Source organism: Nonomuraea helvata, assembly GCF_039535785.1.
Taxonomy (GTDB): domain Bacteria; phylum Actinomycetota; class Actinomycetes; order Streptosporangiales; family Streptosporangiaceae; genus Nonomuraea; species Nonomuraea helvata.
Genome location: NZ_BAAAXV010000009.1, coordinates 153,233 through 170,656 on the forward strand (window position 1 = coordinate 153,233; position 17,424 = coordinate 170,656).

Here is a 17,424-nt window from a genome sequence, read left to right on the forward strand (position 1 = left end):
AGTGCCGCCGCTCTCATCGGTTGCGGTGGCGCAGCGCGCGGGCCATCTCCCGCTTGGCCTGCTGCTCCGCCAGCGACTGCCGCTTGTCCCAGTCTTTCTTGCCTCGGGCGAGGGCGATCTCGACCTTGGCCCTGCCGTCCTTGAAGTAGAGCGTCAGCGGCACGATCGTGAGCCCGCCCTCCTTGGTCTTGGCGGCGAGCTTTTCGATCTCTTTACGGTGCATCAGCAGCTTGCGCTTGCGCCGGGCTGCGTGGTTGGTCCACGTCCCCTGGGAGTATTCGGGGATGTGGACGTTGAGCAGCCACGCTTCGCCGCCGTCGATGCTGGCGTAGCCGTCGGCGAGCGAGGCGCGGCCCTCGCGCAGCGACTTCACCTCGGTGCCCTGGAGCACGAGACCCGCCTCGATCGTGTCCTCGAGGTGGTAGTCGTGCCTGGCACGCTTATTTTGGGCGATGACCTTACGCCCGGTCTCACGTGGCATGTTTCGACTTTACCGGTGATTCCGCCTACACCCTGAGGTAGCGGCGGAGGGTCACGAACGACGCCAGCACACAGATGACCACACCGATAATCATGGTGATCGAGATGGTCTGGGCCACGTCGTTCCAGCCCAGCTGCGCGGTCGCGTCACCCAGGTACTGCCCCAGTTCCTCGAAGAGGAAAACCTTGGTCACGATCAGGATGATCGCCGCGAAGACCCCACCGATGAGGCCCGCGATCACGCCTTCCATGACGAACGGGAGCTGGATGTAGAGGTTGGACGCGCCGACCAGCCGCATGATGCCCGTCTCTCTCCGCCGGTTGAACGCGGAGAGCCGTACGGTGTTGCCGATCAGCAGCGCCGCCGCCAGCACCAGGATGATCGCCACGGCGAGCGCGTAGAAGGCGAGCTTGTCGAGCAGCTTGAAGAAGGGCCCGATCAGCTGTGCCTGGTCCATCACCTGCGCCACTCCGGGCTTGCCCTGCAGGGTCTGGATGATGGACTGGTAGTTGTTCGGATCTGCCACCTTGACGCGGAAGGACGGCGGCATGTCCTCGACCTTGGTGGCGGCCACGAGAGCCTTGTTGGACGCGTACAGCTTCTGGAAGTTCTCATAAGCCGCCGCCTGGTCCTCGAAGAGCACCTCCTTGACCCCAGGAGTGCTCTTGATGGTCTGCTGGAGCTGATCCATCTGGCCCTTGGTGATCTCCTTGCCCTTGCAGGTGTCCATGGCGGAACCCTTGGTGCAGAGGAAGACCGAGACCTCGACCTTGTCGTCCCAGTAGCCCTTCATCATGCCGACCTGGGCGTTGATCATCAGGCCGACGCCCAGCATCGCCATGCCGACGGCCACGGTGATGACCACCGCGATCGTCATGGTCAGGTTGCGGCGGAGGCCGATCCAGACCTCGGAAAAGATGAAATTCGCCCGCATGATTGTGTCTGCAGCTCCCTGTCAGTACGCCTGGCCGTAAACGCCACGCGACTGGTCACGGACGATCTTGCCGTCCTCCAGCTCCACCACGCGCTTGCGCATGGAGTCGACGATGGCCGCGTCGTGCGTGGCCATGACGACCGTGGTGCCAGTCCTGTTGATGCGGTCGAGCACCTTCATGATGCCGATGCTCGTCGCGGGGTCGATGTTGCCCGTGGGCTCGTCGGCCAGCAGGATCATGGGCCGGTTGACGAAGGCGCGGGCCATGGCGACGCGCTGCTGCTCGCCGCCGGACAACTCGTCGGGCATGCGGTGGGCCTTGCCTTCCAGGCCGACCAGCTCGATGACCTCGGGCACCACCTTGCGGATGAACCGCCGGGGCTTGCCGATGACCTCGAGCGCGAACGCCACGTTCTCGTAGACGTTCTTGTTCGGGAGCAGCCTGAAGTCCTGGAAGACGCAGCCGATGCGGCGGCGCAGGTGAGGCACCTTGAAGTTGGAGAGGCGGGCCAGATCCTTGCCGGCGACGTGGATGGCGCCGGAGTTGGGCCGCTCCTCCTTCAGGACCAGACGCAGGAACGTGGACTTGCCTGATCCCGAAGGACCGACGAGGAACACGAACTCACCCTTGTCCACGTCTACGGATACGTGGTCGAGGGCGGGCCGGTTCTGGTTCGCATAGACCTTGGTGACATTATCGAAATGGATCACGAGAGCATCACGGCATGCCAGTCTAGGGGTCAGGACGGAAGCGAGGGTGGCACATGCCCACTTCCCGCCACCGGCCACTCGGGGTTACGTCGTCTTTACTGATGATCGACGTTTCGATTGGCCAGACGACAGTCTAGGGGGAAGACTGGGCTGGAAAGTCCATAACGGAAACAAAACGATTGTGCGGCTAGACTTGGGGCTGTCATGAGTTGTGAACATCTCGTATGCGCGCAGTGCGCCCACCCCGTCATCGAGGGCCGCTGCCCCACGTGTCGCGCCAGTAGAGAGCGGATGCACCAGCACGGCTTCGCCGGGCTGTCACCCGCCCTCATCGCTCTGCTCCTGGTCGCCCTGCTCTTCGTGAGCCTGGCGGTCAAGCACCTCAGCGGGCTCTAGGAGCCCGCGCCGCCCTCCGACTCCTGCCGGCGCATCCAGCGGATCTCGGACTCGATGAACTCGTCGAGGTCGCCGTCCAGCACCGCCGTCGGGTTGCCGGCCTCTGTGCCCGTGCGCAGGTCCTTCACGATCTGGTACGGGTGCAGCACGTAGTTGCGGATCTGCGTGCCCCAGGACGTCGTGGTGGCGCCGCGCAGCTCAGACATCTTCTCCGCCTCCTCCTGCCGCTTGCGCTCCAGCAGCTTGGCCTGCAGGACGTTCATGGCGCTGGCGCGGTTCTGGAGCTGGGAGCGCTCGTTCTGGCAGGAGACGACGATGCCGGACGGGATGTGCGTGATGCGCACCGCCGAGTCGGTCGTGTTGACGCCCTGCCCGCCCGGGCCGCTCGAACGGTAGACGTCGACGCGGAGCTCGTCCTCGTTGATGTCGATGTGGTCGGTCTGCTCGACGACCGGCACGACGTCCACGCCGGCGAACGAGGTCTGCCTGCGGCCCTGGTTGTCGAACGGGCTGATGCGGACCAGCCGGTGGGTGCCGTGCTCACCACGGAGCGTGCCGTACGCGTAGGGCGACTTGATCGTGAACGTGGCCGACTTGATGCCGGCCTCCTCCGCGTAGGAGGTGTCGTAGACCTCGGTCGAGTAGCCCTTGCGCTCGGCCCACCGCAGATACATGCGGAAGAGCATCTCGGCCCAGTCGGCGGCGTCGACCCCGCCCGCCTGGGAGTTGATCGTCACGAGCGCCTCTCGGGAGTCGTACTCGCCCGAGAGCAGCGTGCGCACTTCCATGGCGCCGATGTCGGACCTGAGCGACTCGAGCTCCTTGTCGGCCTCGGCGCGCGTGTCGTCGTCGCCCTCCTCGGCCGCCAGCTCGTACAGGACCGTCAGGTCGTCGAGACGGCGCGCGACGCCCTCGACACGGTTGAGCTCACCCTGGAGGTGCGAGAGCTTGCTCGTGACCTTCTGAGCCTGGTCGGGGTCGTCCCACAGGTCGGGCGCGGCAACCTGCTGCTCCAGCTCCTCGATCTGCTTGCGCATCGCGTCGAGGTCGAGCACGTCCTGGATGCTGCGGAGCGTGCCCGCGAGCTCGTTGATCTCTTCTGCCGGATCGATGCCTGCCACGTCTCCCAAGCCTACTTCCCCCAGAGAGCAACACCCTCCCACCGCGCCCACCCATCGCTCATTCCCACCGTCCACGCCCAATCCGGCCACCCGCTCGTACGCAGCTTGACGCTCTGCCCCGCGGACACGGTCAAGCTGCAAGCGCGGTGAATCTTGGACGCGCGGAAAGCGGCATGGGAGGCTTCGGCGTCTCGCGGGCCCGAATAACATGGCGAGGTGCGTGTATACGGGCGGCGGAAGGTGCTGGCGCTCGCCGCCGGCGTACTGGCCGCGGCGACCGCCTGCACGGGCAATGCCCCGCCCCCGACGTCCAAGGCGCCCGCCACCCCCTCCGCGTCCCCTTCGCCCACCGCACCGGCAGTGGCCATCACGCAGGCCGAGGCCGCCCAGGAGTTCTTCAAGATCACGGTCACCGACGACCGGCTGCGGGTGAAGAGCCCCTTGCAGGGGCGGCTGGCGATGGCCGTCGACCAGACGATGGGCGGCCAGACGGAGCTCACCAAGGCCGCGTTCCTGTCCACCGGCAACGCGCCGCTCCGCCACAAGTGGGGGACGCCCACACTGTTCGTGCCGAGGTGGGCGCCGAACGAGCCGGCGCCCTGGTTCAGCGCGGTGGCGACGCGCGACGGCAGCCCGGCGCTGCTGACGTTCGCCAAGTCCGACGGCTGGCGGCTCAGCTCCGTGGCCCTGCTCCTGCCGGGGCAGCAGCTGCCGGAGTTCCAGCGGGACGCCGACGGCTACGTGACCGCGCTGGCCTCCGACGACAAGTCGATCACGATCAGCCCGCAGTTCATGGGTCCCGTGCACGCCAGCGTGGCCGAGACGGGGTCCGCCGGGGTCACGGCGGGGCTCGTGGCGGCGGGGCCGTACACGACGGACGTGGCCGAGCAGATCGCCAGCCTCCGCGAGAAGGCGAAGAACGACGGGTTCAGCTACGACTCGATCTTCAGCCCCGACAGCTTTCCGGTCTACGCGCTGCGCACCAAGGACGGCGGCGCGTTGATCCAGTACTCACTGTCCCGCACGACGTCGACGACGACGAAGACGGCCGAGGACGACTACATCCCGGTGCCGGAGTCCGCGCGGTGGGCGATCAGCACGCCGGTGCTGCGCCGCACCCTCAGGCTGATCGAGACGCACCAGTACGCCAGCGTCGTGCCGTCCTTGAAGGCTCCCGCCCCCGCCGCCGTCATCGCCCACGACGGGGCCCTTACGCGCGCCTCCGGCCAGTAGCCGCTCCCCTCGTCACACCGCTCCATCCACCATCCTGTACGGCTACGCCCATGACGCTAGCAACTCAGGTTGACTAAGCCTCATTTAGTCAACTACGGTTGCTTGCATGCCGGCAGATGACATTCCCGTACCCCAGGAGCCCGCCGACGCGCTGGCCGCCGTGGTCGCCCTGCGACGCCTGGCCGACCAGCTGGAGGACGCCGCCGTCGAACAGGCGATGCGATCCGGCTGGAGCTGGCCGGACGTCGCCGAGGCGCTCGGCGTCACGCGTCAGGCGGTCCACAAGAAGCACGCCAAGCGGCTCATCGCCGCGGGCGTCACGCTGAGGAGACGACAGTGAGCGCTATCGACCACTACATCAACGCGATCATCGTGCAGGGCAAGGCCGAGGCCCTGGCGGACGGATCGGCGGCGATCGAGCCGCACCACCTCCTGCTGGCGATCGCCTCCATCGAGGAGAACGCCGCCCGGCAGGCGCTCGCCGCCGCCGGCCTCGACCGGCAGGCGATCCGGGACGCGCTGGACAAGGAGTTCGAGCACAGCCTGAGCGGGGCCGGGGTGTCGCTCGCCTCGTTCCGCCTCCCCACGCCGACCCCCGACCCGAAGCGCTCCCTGAGCATCGGGGCCTCGACCAAACTCGCCCTCGATCGCGCCATCGGGGGCGCCACCGGCAAGAAGGACCTGCGCCCCGGCCACCTGCTGCTGGGCATCCTGCAGGCCGAGATCGGCACCGTGCCGAGGGCGCTGACCCTGGCGGGCGTGGACCGGGCCGCCCTCATGGCGAGCGTCCGGCAGGCGCTGGCGAACGGAAGCTGGTAACCGCTCATGACCACCGGACCAGTCGTTCTCGACGTCGACGGGCTGCGCATGCGTTACGGCTCGTCCGATGTCCTGCGGGATGTGACGTTCCAAGCCCGCCATGGCGAAGTGCTGGCCCTGCTGGGGCCGAACGGGGCGGGCAAGACCACCACGATCGAGATCCTCGAAGGCTTCAGGATGCGGTCGGCCGGCCGGGCCGAGGTGCTGGGCGTCGACCCCGCGCGCGGCGACGAGCGGTGGCGGGCCCGGCTCGGCGTCGTACTGCAGTCCTGGCGCGACCACGGCAAGTGGCGGGTGCGCGAACTGCTCGCCCACCTCGGCACCTACTACGCCTCCTACGCCACCGGCCGGATCCGGCGGCCGTGGGACGCCGGCGAGCTCATCGATGCCGTCGGACTCACCGGACAGGCCGACAAGAAGATCAGGACGCTCTCCGGCGGCCAGCGGCGCAGGCTGGACGTGGCGATCGGCCTCGTGGGCCGGCCCGAGCTGCTCTTCCTCGACGAGCCGACCGCCGCGTTCGACCCCCAGGCCCGGCGGGAGTTCCACGACCTCGTACGCGACGTCGTCAGCCGCGACGAGACCACGGTCCTGCTCACCACGCACGACCTGGACGAGGCCGAGAAGCTCGCCGACCGCATCGTCGTGCTCGACGGCGGCCGGATCGTCGCGGACGGCACGGCGGGCGAGCTGGCGCGACGGATCGCGGGCGAGGACGAGGTGCGCTGGACCCGCGACGGGCAGCGCCACACCCACAGGACGGCCGACTCCACCAGGTTCGCGCGTGAGCTGTTCGACCGGCACGGCGACGAGATCCGCGAGCTGGAGATCCGCCGGGCCTCGCTGGAGCAGACGTACCTGACCCTGGTCCACCATGCCGAGGGAGCGAGCCGATGAACCCGACCGCATTACGCGCGGGCTGGTCCCGCGGCCTGATCGAACTGCGGCAGTCGTTCACCAACGGCGCCGAGCTGTTCAGCCACTTCCTCTGGCCGGTGCTGATGCTGGCCGTCATGTTCTTCATGCGCGAGAGGTCGTTCGGGTCGAGCGGGCTCCTCCTGGGCACCCTCGCGCTCCCCGGCATCCTGGGGATGAACGCCGGGCTCGGCCTGGTCAGCATGAGCCAGCACCTCACCGCCGACCGCGAGGACGGCACCCTGCTGCGGGCCAAGGCGACTCCGCACGGCATGCCCGCGTACCTGATCGGCAAGGTCGTGTACGTGTCCGGCAGCCTGATCGCGGACCTCGCCATCTTCCTGATCCCCGGGCTGTTCATCGTCGAAGGGCTGCACGTCCGGGCCGGCTCGTGGCCCACGCTGGCCTGGGTGCTGGTGCTGGGCCTGGTGGCCACCCTGCCCATCGGGGCCGTCCTGGGCTCGGTGTTCACGAGCGCACGCGGCCAAGGGCTGCTGCAGCTGCCGGTCATGGCCATGATGGCGATCTCGGGCATCTTCTATCCGGTGACCGCGCTGCCCGAGTGGCTGCAGTGGGTCGCGCAGGCGTTCCCGATGTACTGGATGGGGCTCGGAATGCGCTCCGCCCTGCTGCCGGACGGCGCGGTCGCCATCGAGATCGGCGAGTCGTGGCGGCACCTGGAGACCGCCGGCGTCCTGGCGGCCTGGGCCGTGCTCGGCCTGCTCGCGGCGCCGGTCGTGCTGCGCAGGATGGCACGCAGGGAGTCCGGGTCGAGCATGGCCGCACGCCGCGACCGCGCGCTGCAGCGGGTCGGGTGACGCCGTGAACGTCACCACCGTGACCGGCCGGTCACTCGCACCCGACCTGGCCCGCGGCTTCATGCTGCTGCCCATCGCGCTGGCCCACACACCGCTGTTCGTCGCCGGGCGGGCCTCCGGGGCCGTGGACGCCGTCGCGACGTTCCTCAAGCACCTGCTGGCGGACAACCAGGCCCGGCCCATGTTCGTGTTCCTGTTCGGCTACGCGCTGGGCCAGATGCTGCGGCGCCATCAGGCCCGCGGCGGCGACTGGCCTTCGCTCAAAGCGCTGCTGCGGCGCAGGAGCGGGTGGCTGATCGCCATCGGCTTCGTGAACGGCGTCGTGCTGGTGCCGCTGGACATCATCGCGGTGTACGGGGTGACGTTGCTCGCCCTCGTCGCCCTGATACGTGCCCGCGACTCGGTGCTGTGCTGGACCGCCGCCGCGGCCCTCGTGCCCGCGACGCTCATGGTCGCCTGGCAGAGCATGGCGACCTACGCCGGCATGGTGCCCGCCACGCTGGCAGGCACCCTGCCCGACAGCCTCGGCGCCCACGTCATGGCCGACCTCCTGGGATGGCCGCTCAAGACGCTCCTGTCCACGCTCGCCGTCGTGCCCGGCATGCTCCTGGGGATCTGGGCCGCCCGCCGCAGGATCCTGGACGAGCCGGAGCGGCACGCGGTCCTGCTGCGCCGCGTCGCCCTGGCCTGCCTCGGGGCCGCGCTGGCGGGCAGGCTCCCCGCGGCCCTCCTGGTCGCCGGGGCGTGGACGACCGACTCGTACGCGGCCGTCGCCGTCGCCCACACCCTCACCGGGTACGCCGGCGGCATCGGCCTGGCGGCCCTCATCGGCCTGGTCGCGATGCGGGCCGAACGGGCACGTCGCACCACCGACGCCGGACCCGGACCGGTCACCACCGCCCTGGCCGCGCTCGGCCGGCGGTCACTGACGTTCTACCTGCTCCAGTCGGTGGTGTTCGTCGTGCTGTTCTACCCGTTCACCCTGGATCTGGGCGACGACCTCGGTGTCGCCGCCGCCTGCGGGATCGCGGTCACCCTGTGGGCGGTCTCGATCCTGCTGGCGGAGTGGATGCGCCGCGCCGGTCACCGCGGACCGGCGGAGGTGCTCCTGCGGCGGCTGACCTACCGCAGGAGCACGACGCCCTAGGAATCCGCGTGCGGCAGATTGCTGGTCGACACCAGCGTGCGGATGGCGCGGAGTGCCACCGACAGCGTGGCCAGGTCGAAGTGGTCGCTCTCCCAGATCTCCGACAGCGTCTGACGGGCCCGGGAGACCGCCGCCGAGTTGGCCTCCGACCATCTGGCCAGCCGCTCCTCCGGTGACAGCCCCGGCGTGCTGTGGGCCAGCACGTCACGGGTCAGCGAGGCGTGCGCGGCGTAGAGGTCGTCGCGCAGGGCGGAGCGGGCCATCGAGTTCCACCGGTTGTCCCGGGGCAGCGCGATCACGCGCTCCCTGAGACGCGCCAGCTGGAGCCGGTCCGCCAGGTCGAAGTAGACCTCCGCCACCTCGTTGACCGGGCGGCCCGTCAGCGACGCGCCCTCGATCAGGTCCAGCATCGAGTACGCCGGCACCATCGCGGCCACCCGCTCGGCCAGCTCCGTCGGCACGCCCCTGGCCACGAACGAGTCGCGGCGCTCCTCGTAGGCGGCCAGGTCGGGACCGGTCAGCAGCTTGGGGATGTGGGACAGCAGGCCGTTGACGCCCTTCACGAAGAAGTTGACGGACCCGGCCAGGTCCAGCGGCGGGCGGCGGTTGCCCAGCAGCCAGCGGGTGCCGCGCTCGGCGAGCTTACGGGCCTCCAGCAGCATGGCGATCTGGACCTCTGTGCCGACCTTGTTGTCCAGGGACTCCACGGCCCGGTGGAAGCTGGCCAGGTCGAACACCTCGCGCGCCACGAGGTAGGCACGCACGATGTCGGGCGTCGAGGCTCCGGTCTCCTCGCCGAAGCGGTACATGAACGTGGTGCCCATGGAGTTGACCAGCTCGTTCACCACGCAGGTGGTGATGATCTCCCGCCGCAGCGGGTGGTTGTCCATGTACGGCCTGAAGCGCTCACGCAGCGCCGAGGGGAAGTACGACACCAGCCACGAGGCCAGGTAGGGGTCGTCGGGGAGGTCTGAGCCCAGCAGCTCGGCGTCGGCCACCAGCTTGGTGTAGGCCAGCAGCACGGAGAACTCCGGCGCGGTCAGGCCCAGCCTGGCCTGGCGGCGCTCGGCCAGCGTCTTGTCCGAGGGCAGGAACTCCAGCTCCCGGTTGACCAGCCCGTCCCGTTCCAGCCGCCGCAGGTAGCGGGCGTGGATGTGGAGCATCTCCACGGCCTGCGAGCGGGTCGCGGCGAGGACCACGTTCTGCGCGTAGTTGTCACGCAGCACCAGGTCGGCGACCTCGTCGGTCATCGAGGTGAAGACCTGGTTGCGCTGCTTGTCGGTGAGCTCGCCGTCGCGTACGACCTGGTCGAGCAGGATCTTGATGTTCACCTCGTGGTCGGAGGTGTCCACCCCGGCCGAGTTGTCGATGAAGTCGGTGTTGACCAGCCCGCCGTTCAGGGCGAACTCGATCCGCCCGAGCTGCGTGAACCCCAGGTTGCCGCCCTCGCCGATGACCTTGCAGCGCAGCTCTGCCGCGTTGACCCGCAGCACGTCGTTGGCCTTGTCGCCCACGTCCGCGTGGGACTCGGAGGAGGCCTTGACGTACGTGCCGATGCCGCCGTTCCACAGCAGGTCGACGGGGGCCCGCAGGATGGCGCTGATCAGCTCGTTCGGCGTCAGGGAGTTGACGCCCGCCGGGATGCCGAGCGCCGCGTGCATCTGCGGCGTGATGTGGATGGACTTGGCCGTGCGCGGGAAGACGCCGCCGCCAGGCGAGATCAGCTTGGCGTCGTAGTCCTCCCAGGAGCTGCGCGGCAGCTGGAAGAGCCGCCGGCGCTCCTCGAACGAGCCGGCCGCGTCGGGCGTGGGGTCGATGAAGATGTGCCGGTGGTCGAACGCGGCCACCAGCCGGATGTGCCGGGACAGCAGCATGCCGTTGCCGAACACGTCGCCGGACATGTCGCCGACGCCGGCCACCGTGAAGTCGGTGGTCTGCACGTCCACGCCCATGGTCCTGAAGTGGTACTTGACCGACTCCCACGCGCCGCGGGCGGTGATGCCCATGACCTTGTGGTCGTAGCCGATCGAGCCGCCGGAGGCGAACGCGTCGCCCAGCCAGAAGCCGTACTCCTTGGCCACGCTGTTGGCGATGTCGGAGAAGGTCGCGGTGCCCTTGTCGGCGGCGACGACGAGGTAGGTGTCGTCGCCGTCGTGCCGCACCACGTCGGGCGGCGGCACGACCTTGCCGTCCACGAGGTTGTCGGTCACGTCGAGAAGTCCCGAGATGAACGTCCGGTAGCAGGCCACGCCCTCGGCGAGCATGTCCTCCCGCGATCCGGACGTAGGCGGCTGCTTTACGACAAATCCGCCTTTAGACCCAGTAGGCACAATGACAGTGTTTTTCACCATCTGCGCCTTCACCAGGCCGAGGATCTCCGTACGGAAGTCCTCCATCCGGTCGGACCACCGCAGGCCGCCCCGCGCCACCTTCCCGAAGCGCAGGTGCACGCCCTCGACCCGCGGCGAGTACACGAAGATCTCGTACTTCGGCCGGGGCAGCGGCAGCACGCTGATCGCCTGCGGGTCGAACTTCAGGGAGATGTACGGCTTGCGCCTGCCGTCCACGGTCTGGAAGTAGTTGGTGCGCAGCGTCGCCAGGATCATCTCGAGGTAGGCCCGCAGGATCCGGTCCTCGTCCAGCGAGGCCACCTCGTCGAGCGCCCCCAGGATCTCCTCGTGGACCGCCTCGGCGAGATCGACCCGCACGTCCTCGGGCCGCCGCGGGTCCAGCCTGGACTCGAAGAGACGCACGAGCAGCCGCGCCAGCCGCACGTTGCCGGCCAGCACCCGCTCCATGTAGGGCTGCGAGAACGTGCCCCCGGCCTGCCGAAGGTACTTGGCGTAGACCCGCAGGATCTCGACCTGCTCCCAGGTCAGCCCGGCGCTCAGGATGAGCGAGTTGAGGTCGTCGGCCTGGACCTGGCCCTTCCACAGGGCGTTGAGGCCGTCCTGGAAGAGCCGCTTGAAGTCGTTCTTGTCGACCTCGTCGGACGGCGTGTAGCGCAGGCCGAAGTCGTAGATCCAGGCGTTCTTGGTGCCGGGGTCGTTGTCGCGGTCGACCTCGTACGGCCGCTCGTCCACGACCTCCACGCCGAGCCGCTGGATCAGCGGCAGCGCCTGGGACAGCGAGATCGGCGAGCCGACCTTGTAGATCTTGAGCCGCCGCTCCCCCTCGGTCGCGTCGTACGGCTCGTAGAGGTTGATGCCCACTTCCTCGTCGTCGCCGGCGGCGACGAGCTCCTCCAGGCGGCGCAGGTCCACCACCGCCACCTTGGGCGGGAAGTCCGCTTTGTAGCCTTCGGGGAACGCGGACGCGTACCTACGGATGAGCCCCGGTGCCTCCTCCTCCGAAGTCATCTCCCCCAGCGCGGCGGCCAGGTCGTCCTCCCAGGAGCGGGTGAGCGCCGCGAGGCGCGCCTCCAGCTCCTCCACGTCCACGCTCGGCGGCGGGAGCTGCTTGCCGCGCTCGCCCCGCACGACCACGTGCAGCCGGGCCAGTACCGACTCCCCGATCATCGCGCTGTAGTCGAGCGACCTGCCGCCCAGTGCCTTCAGCAGCACCTCCTGCATCTTCAGCCGCACCTTGGTGGTGTAGCGGTCGCGCGGCAGGTAGATCAGGCAGGAGATGTAGCGGCCGTAGTCGTCACGGCGCAGGAACAGCTTGACCTGCTTGCGCTCGCGCAGCCGCAGCACGCCCAGCGCGATCGGCAGGAGCTGGTCGACCGAGGTCTGGAACAGCTCGTCCCGGGGGAAGGTCTCGAGGATCTCGATCAGGTCCTTGCCGTCGTGGCTGTCGGGGGCCAGCCCCGCCCGCTCGAGCACGTCCGCCAGCTTCCGCCTGAGCACGGGGATCCTGGAGATGGACTCGTTGTACGCCACGTGCGTGAACAGGCCGAGGAAGCGCCGCTCCCCGATCACCTCGCCCTCGGGCGAGAACAGCTTGACCCCGATGTAGTCGAGATAGGTCGCCCGGTGGACGGTGGCCCTGGAATTGGCCTTGGTGGTGATCAGCAGCTGCTTGTCCCGCGCCTTGGCGCGCACCTCGGCGGGCAGCGCCGAGAAGCTGTCGGAGCCCACCTTGTCGTCACGCAGGATGCCCAGCGCCGCCCCGGGCAGCGCCCGCAGCGTCTCGCCCTCGTCGGTGTGCTCGAGCCGGTACTCGCGGTAGCCCAGGAAGGTGAAGTGCCCGTCGGCGAGCCAGCGCAGCAGGTCGAGGCTGTCCTCGACCTCCGCGGGCTCCAGCGGCGGCGGGCTCATGCTCAGGTCTTCGGCGGTCTGTACGGCCAGCGCCCGCATCTTCCTGAAGTCCTCGACCGCGTGGCGCACGTCGTTGAGCACCCGCTGCAGGTCGGCCTCGAGCCTGCCGAGGGCCTCGGGGTCGGCCTGCCGGTCGATCTCGATGTGGATCCACGACTCGACCATTATCTGGCCGGTGACGTTCTCCTGGCCGCGGCCGAGCATCCGGCCCGTCATGTCACGGCGCACCCGCATCTGCGGGTGGACGACCAGATGCATGCCCAGGTCGTGCCGGTCGAGCTCCATCGTCACCGAGTCCACCAGGAACGGCATGTCGTCGGTGACGACCTCGACGACGGAGTGCCCCGGGTCCCAGCCGTTCTCCTCCAGCGTGGGGGTGTAGGCCCGGACGACCGCCCTGCCCTGGGGGCGGAGCTCGGCCAGTTGCCGCTGCGACATCGCGGGTCCGTACACGTCAACGGGGTTGCGGTCGAGCAGGTCCTCGGGTGCGACATGCCGGTAGTAGACCCGGAGAAAAGACAGGGCCTCCTCCGTGCTCACATGTTCGCTGCCGACCGCGCAACTTTCCGCGGCTCTCTGGAGCAGCTCATCCTTGGCCTCGTCGAGGGGCATTTCGGTCTCACTCCTTTGTGAGGGTTTGCCATGGCTGTTCATAGCCAGGCCCTTAGTTCCCACAACAGCGGGAAATAGTGCATACGCGTTCTACCGCGCAGATAAGGGGCACCGGTCGAGCCTCCCGTGCCGGACTTGGTGCCGATCTGGCGTTCGACCATCTGGACGTGACGCATCCGCCAGTGCGCTGCCTTCTCGTCGTGCGTCAGCAGGTCTTCGGCCAGTTGCCACAGGTCGTCGTAAGACCTGCGGTCCCTCGCCACGGCCAGCAGCGAGTCCATGATCTCGTCGTCGGAGACCGGCAGGCCACGCTGGGAGAGGGCGGTGAGGTAAGCATCCCACAGCGTGGGCTCCTCCAGCCTGCGGCGCAGCCGCGCGAGCTCCGTGTCGCTGGCGTGCCTGAAGCTGCTGAGATAGCGCTCGTCCTTCAGCCCTGACAGGAACTCCAGCTCCCGGAACTGCACCGACTGGAAGCCACTGGCCGGCTCCAGCTTGGCCCGGAACTCGAGGAAGTCCTGGGGCGTCATCGTCTCCAGGACGTCCACCTGCTCGATCAGCACCTTCTCGACCGCGTGCACCCGGCGGAACAGGTGCCTGGCCTGCCAGAGCTCGCCCTCGAACATGGCCTCGCGGGCGCTCTCCAGCTCGTGGAGCAGCAGCTTGAACCACAGCTCGTAGACCTGGTGAATGGTGATGAAGAGCAGCTCGTCGGGGGCCTCCGACTCCGGCTGCTGCTGTGCGAGAAGGGCGGGCAGCCGAAGATAGCCGCCGTACGACAGCCGGCCGCCTTCCTCGCCGAACCGCCGATGCGGGGGAACGGGCGCATCACCGTCGATGCCCACCGAACACCTCCCCCTGACCGCCCGGTGTCTCACCGGACGCGAAGCCTCGCCGTACCGATACCACCCGAAAAGGGCACAGACGTCAACGTGACATCGACATCGGGGGGTCGTCGTCGGAGGCTGAGGGAGTGTTCTTGAGCTCGTCGAGCTGCTCCGGGAGCTCGGCAAGCTCAATCAACTCCGCCTGGCATCTCTCGCACGTGTCGAGGTGGCGTTCGAACGCCTCGTGCTCCTCAGGATCGAGGACACCAAGGGCGTAAGCGGCCACCTCGTCATGCATCAGCCGGCTACCCCCTTGTCCCGCAACAGCTCACGGAGCGCCCGGATCCCGTAGTAGAGCCGGGACTTCACCGTGCCCGGCGGGATCCCCAGAATCTCCGCCGCCTCATTTATCGTACGGTCTCTGAGGTAGGTCTGCTCAATGACTTCGCGGTGTTCTTCAGAGAGGCTGCGGAGCGCGTCGGCGACAACGATCGCCGAGAGAGCCCGCTCCGAGCCGTCGGGCACCGCCATCATGTCGACTTCGGGCGGCTCGACCTCGTGAGGCCGGACGCTCTTCCGCCGACGTCCGTCGATAACGATACGGCGGGCTACCGTCAGTAGCCACGCCCATATGAGGCCTGGTTCCCATTGCAGTCTTGCCGAGTTTCTCCAGGCTCTGACGAGCGTCTCCTGCACGACGTCTTCGGCCCATTGAAGGTCGTTACCTGTCGATTTGCGTACGTGGCGCAGCAGAGGGCCGCCGAACTCCTGGTAAAGCACCGCGATGCGATGCTCCGCCTCGGCATCCGCACTCTCGAACCTGCCGTCGAGGTGACCTAGCACGGGGCACATCTTTACACCTTCGTTATCAGTCCGGTAGCCACTCCGATAACTCCAGTCATTTCTAACTATCTCCGGCCATGACTGAACCAGTCCCGCCGAGCCCGCGTACCTCCGACCATGCACAGGCTTTTGCGCGGCGAGCTCTTCATGCTCGGCGGCTTCGTCGTAGCGGCCGCGGTGACGATCGTGCTGGTCATGCCGCCCTCGATCGATCCCGCGGCCGCGTCGTGGACGCAGACGTCCTCAGGACCGCTCACGGCCGCCGACCGCGACCTGCTCATCAAGGTGCGCCAGGCCGGCCTCTGGGAGATGCCCGCGGGTGAGTACGCCCAGACCCGCGCCGAGGCCCAGCGCGTGAAGGAGGTCGGCAAGCTGATCATGCAGGACCACATGAAGCTGGACCTGATGACCCGGCAGACGGCCAAGAAGCTCGGCGTGGCACTTCCCGACGAGCCCAACGCCGACCAGCAGAGCTGGCTGGCCCAGCTGGCCGCGGAGAGCGGCCCTGCCTTCGACAGGGACTACGCGAACCTGTTGCGTGCCGCGCACGGCAAGGTCTTCACCGTCGTGGCGGGCGTACGGGCCGGAACGCGCAACGCGGAGATCCGGAAGTTCGCCGAGCAAGGCATCAACTTCGTCATGCGCCACATGGCGCTCCTGGAGTCCACCGGCCTGGTCGACCACAACCAGTTGCCCGAACCCCCGTCGCCCTCACCCGCTCCACCCGTCGCGATGGCGGTCGAAACAAGGAGACACATATGAGGAGATCCAGACGCATGGCCGCGGCCATGTCTGCTTTGGCCGTGGCGGCAGGCGGCCTGGTGTCCGCGGCTGTCATCGGCGTCGGCCCGGCACACGCCGACCACTGCGACCCGGCCCAGGCCAACCAGACGCCGCGGGCAACCCAGACGCCGCAGCGTAACCGGAACCGGAACCAGAATCAGGACCAGAATCAGGACCAGAACCAGCAGCAGGATCAGAACCAGCAGGGCCAGAACCAGGACCAGCAGGGGCAGGATCAGCAGGGCCAGGACCAGAACCAGCAGGGTCAGGACCAGCAAGGACAGGACCAGCAGGGCCAGAACCAGGACCAGGGCCGGCAGCAGGGCCAGCAGAACGGCGATCAGCAGCAGAACGCCGACCAGCAGGACCAGGCCCCCCAGGGTGGCGGCGCCGCCGTGCTGGACCCGGCCCAGTCCCCCGACTCCAACGACAACAACGGGGACGACCAGGCCCAGGCTCCCGATCCGGACCAGAACGCCCAGACGTTCCGCCGCCGCAACCGCCCGACCAGGACCGCCACACCGGTGCCGAGCCAGGGTCAGGGCCAGAACGGCAACGGCAACGGAACCGCTTCCCCCACCGCCTCGCCCACGTCCGGCAACGACGACGACCACAACGAGTGCGCCGACCTCGGCCCGTTCGTCCAGGACTTCGTCGACATCCGCCAGGTGCAGCCGCGTCAGCTTGACGCCCGCATCGGCAGGAACGGCTCGCGGGGCAGCTTCGTCTCCCAGTGCGGGACGAACCGCAACGGCCACAACAACCCGGACAACTTCATCGTGGCCCCCGGCGTGAGCAACGGCGCCCACCACCTCCACGACTACGTGGGCAACCTGTCGACGAACGGCTTCTCCACGGACGAGAGCCTGGCCGCCGCGGGCACCACGTGCCAGTTCGGCGACAAATCAACGTACTTCTGGCCGGTCCTCAGAGACCGCAAGGTGGACCAGAACACCGAGGACCCGGACGGCAATGTCGGCCAGGTGCTGCGTGCCCGCAACGTGACGCTCCAGTTCCGCGGCAACGCCGCCTCCAGGGTCGTCGCGATGCCGAGGTTCCTCAGGCTGATCACCGGTGACGCCAAGGCGGCCACCAACGGCGGCGCCAACGCCAGGGCCGCCTGGACCTGCACGGGATTCCAAAATCGCATAAGTCCCGACAAATATCCGCTTTGCCCGCGCGGCAGCCAGGTCGTTCGTATCCTGGATTTCCCTAGCTGCTGGGACGGCCAGAACACCGACAGCGCCAATCACAGAACGCACGTGGTCTTCCCTGGTCAGGGTGGCGCCTGCCCACAGGGCACCAGGGCGATTCCGGCACTGCGCATGACCCTCACGTACTCCGTGCCGCAGGGCCCGTCCTTCGCCGTGGACGCCTTCCCCGAACAGAAGCACAACCCGGTCACCGACCACGCCGACTTCGCGAACGTGATGCCCGACCGATTGATGCAGTTCGTCGTCTCATGCATCAACCGGGGCCGCCGTTGCTGATCTGAACCGCCTTCACGGGCGATCCAGCCTTCCGAGTC

The 17,424-nt window shown here is 68.3% G+C and carries 16 protein-coding genes; 8 read left to right on the plus strand and 8 right to left on the minus strand.

Going from position 1 to position 17,424, the window contains the following annotated elements; all coding sequences use genetic code 11:
* Positions 1-13: 13 nt before the first annotated feature.
* From smpB to prfB, 4 genes are all read right to left on the minus strand, one after another.
* Positions 14-481, minus strand: a complete 468-nt coding sequence (gene smpB, locus ABD830_RS33265) for an SsrA-binding protein SmpB (RefSeq protein WP_344996470.1) — start codon at positions 479-481, stop codon at positions 14-16.
* A gap of 25 nt (positions 482-506) precedes the next feature.
* Positions 507-1,415 (minus strand): permease-like cell division protein FtsX, encoded by a 909-nt coding sequence (gene ftsX, locus ABD830_RS33270; protein WP_344996472.1) that lies wholly within the window; start codon positions 1,413-1,415, stop codon positions 507-509.
* Positions 1,416-1,436: 21 nt separating this feature from the next.
* Positions 1,437-2,126, minus strand: coding sequence for a cell division ATP-binding protein FtsE (gene ftsE, locus ABD830_RS33275; protein WP_020541427.1), 690 nt, complete (start codon positions 2,124-2,126; stop codon positions 1,437-1,439).
* Between the two features lie 392 nt (positions 2,127-2,518).
* On the minus strand, positions 2,519-3,643 hold the full coding sequence (gene prfB, locus ABD830_RS33280; RefSeq protein ID WP_344996476.1) for a peptide chain release factor 2: 1,125 nt from the start codon (positions 3,641-3,643) through the stop codon (positions 2,519-2,521).
* A 216-nt stretch (positions 3,644-3,859) separates the two neighbouring features.
* Here prfB and ABD830_RS33285 point away from each other — a divergent pair, with 216 nt between their 5' ends.
* From ABD830_RS33285 to ABD830_RS33310, 6 genes are all read left to right on the plus strand, one after another.
* On the plus strand, positions 3,860-4,876 hold the full coding sequence (locus tag ABD830_RS33285; RefSeq protein WP_344996479.1) for a DUF8094 domain-containing protein: 1,017 nt from the start codon (positions 3,860-3,862) through the stop codon (positions 4,874-4,876).
* Between the two features lie 106 nt (positions 4,877-4,982).
* On the plus strand, positions 4,983-5,216 hold the full coding sequence (locus tag ABD830_RS33290) for a hypothetical protein (RefSeq protein ID WP_344996482.1): 234 nt from the start codon (positions 4,983-4,985) through the stop codon (positions 5,214-5,216).
* Positions 5,213-5,695: a Clp protease N-terminal domain-containing protein gene (locus ABD830_RS33295; RefSeq protein WP_344996484.1), complete on the plus strand. Its 483-nt coding sequence runs from the start codon at positions 5,213-5,215 to the stop codon at positions 5,693-5,695. Before ABD830_RS33290 ends, ABD830_RS33295 begins: the two co-directional genes overlap by 4 nt.
* A gap of 6 nt (positions 5,696-5,701) precedes the next feature.
* The gene (locus ABD830_RS33300; protein WP_344996487.1) at positions 5,702-6,592 is read left to right on the plus strand and encodes an ABC transporter ATP-binding protein; all 891 of its coding nucleotides are present in this window, start codon (positions 5,702-5,704) and stop codon (positions 6,590-6,592) included.
* Positions 6,589-7,428 (plus strand): ABC transporter permease, encoded by an 840-nt coding sequence (locus ABD830_RS33305; protein WP_344996490.1) that lies wholly within the window; start codon positions 6,589-6,591, stop codon positions 7,426-7,428. The genes ABD830_RS33300 and ABD830_RS33305 overlap by 4 nt, the downstream gene beginning before the upstream one ends.
* 4 nt (positions 7,429-7,432) lie before the next feature.
* The gene (locus ABD830_RS33310) at positions 7,433-8,575 is read left to right on the plus strand and encodes a DUF418 domain-containing protein (protein WP_344996493.1); all 1,143 of its coding nucleotides are present in this window, start codon (positions 7,433-7,435) and stop codon (positions 8,573-8,575) included.
* Here the strand turns inward: ABD830_RS33310 and ABD830_RS33315 are convergent.
* The 4 genes from ABD830_RS33315 to ABD830_RS33330 form a co-directional block, all read right to left on the minus strand.
* Positions 8,572-13,446: an NAD-glutamate dehydrogenase gene (locus tag ABD830_RS33315; protein WP_344996496.1), complete on the minus strand. Its 4,875-nt coding sequence runs from the start codon at positions 13,444-13,446 to the stop codon at positions 8,572-8,574. The genes ABD830_RS33310 and ABD830_RS33315 overlap by 4 nt on opposite strands.
* Before the next feature lie 38 nt (positions 13,447-13,484).
* On the minus strand, positions 13,485-14,288 hold the full coding sequence (locus ABD830_RS33320) for a tryptophan 2,3-dioxygenase (RefSeq protein ID WP_344996498.1): 804 nt from the start codon (positions 14,286-14,288) through the stop codon (positions 13,485-13,487).
* 82 nt (positions 14,289-14,370) lie between these two features.
* Entirely contained in the window at positions 14,371-14,568 is a 198-nt protein-coding gene (locus ABD830_RS33325; RefSeq protein ID WP_344996501.1) for a zf-HC2 domain-containing protein, read from the minus strand.
* Positions 14,568-15,122 (minus strand): sigma-70 family RNA polymerase sigma factor, encoded by a 555-nt coding sequence (locus tag ABD830_RS33330; RefSeq protein WP_344996504.1) that lies wholly within the window; start codon positions 15,120-15,122, stop codon positions 14,568-14,570. Before ABD830_RS33330 ends, ABD830_RS33325 begins: the two co-directional genes overlap by 1 nt.
* 108 nt (positions 15,123-15,230) lie before the next feature.
* On the opposite strand from ABD830_RS33330, the gene ABD830_RS33335 reads away from it, so the two are divergent.
* A complete protein-coding gene (locus ABD830_RS33335) occupies positions 15,231-15,875 on the plus strand; it encodes a DUF4142 domain-containing protein (protein ID WP_344996507.1) in 645 nt (214 codons plus the stop codon).
* On the plus strand, positions 15,872-17,386 hold the full coding sequence (locus ABD830_RS33340; protein WP_344996510.1) for a DUF1996 domain-containing protein: 1,515 nt from the start codon (positions 15,872-15,874) through the stop codon (positions 17,384-17,386). Before ABD830_RS33335 ends, ABD830_RS33340 begins: the two co-directional genes overlap by 4 nt.
* Positions 17,387-17,424: the final 38 nt, after the last annotated feature.

What these genes read in the sequence shown, in the direction of transcription:
- ABD830_RS33330 (WP_344996504.1), bottom strand. Translation starts at nt 15,122, where the DNA reads ATGTGCCCCGTGCTAGGTCACCTCGACGGCAGGTTCGAGAGTGCGGAT.
- ABD830_RS33335 (WP_344996507.1), top strand. Translation starts at nt 15,231, where the DNA reads ATGCACAGGCTTTTGCGCGGCGAGCTCTTCATGCTCGGCGGCTTCGTC.
- ABD830_RS33290 (WP_344996482.1), top strand. Translation starts at nt 4,983, where the DNA reads ATGCCGGCAGATGACATTCCCGTACCCCAGGAGCCCGCCGACGCGCTG.
- ABD830_RS33300 (WP_344996487.1), top strand. Translation starts at nt 5,702, where the DNA reads ATGACCACCGGACCAGTCGTTCTCGACGTCGACGGGCTGCGCATGCGT.
- ABD830_RS33305 (WP_344996490.1), top strand. Translation starts at nt 6,589, where the DNA reads ATGAACCCGACCGCATTACGCGCGGGCTGGTCCCGCGGCCTGATCGAA.
- ftsX (WP_344996472.1), bottom strand. Translation starts at nt 1,415, where the DNA reads ATGCGGGCGAATTTCATCTTTTCCGAGGTCTGGATCGGCCTCCGCCGC.
- ABD830_RS33315 (WP_344996496.1), bottom strand. Translation starts at nt 13,446, where the DNA reads ATGCCCCTCGACGAGGCCAAGGATGAGCTGCTCCAGAGAGCCGCGGAA.
- ABD830_RS33340 (WP_344996510.1), top strand. Translation starts at nt 15,872, where the DNA reads ATGAGGAGATCCAGACGCATGGCCGCGGCCATGTCTGCTTTGGCCGTG.
- ABD830_RS33325 (WP_344996501.1), bottom strand. Translation starts at nt 14,568, where the DNA reads ATGCATGACGAGGTGGCCGCTTACGCCCTTGGTGTCCTCGATCCTGAG.
- smpB (WP_344996470.1), bottom strand. Translation starts at nt 481, where the DNA reads ATGCCACGTGAGACCGGGCGTAAGGTCATCGCCCAAAATAAGCGTGCC.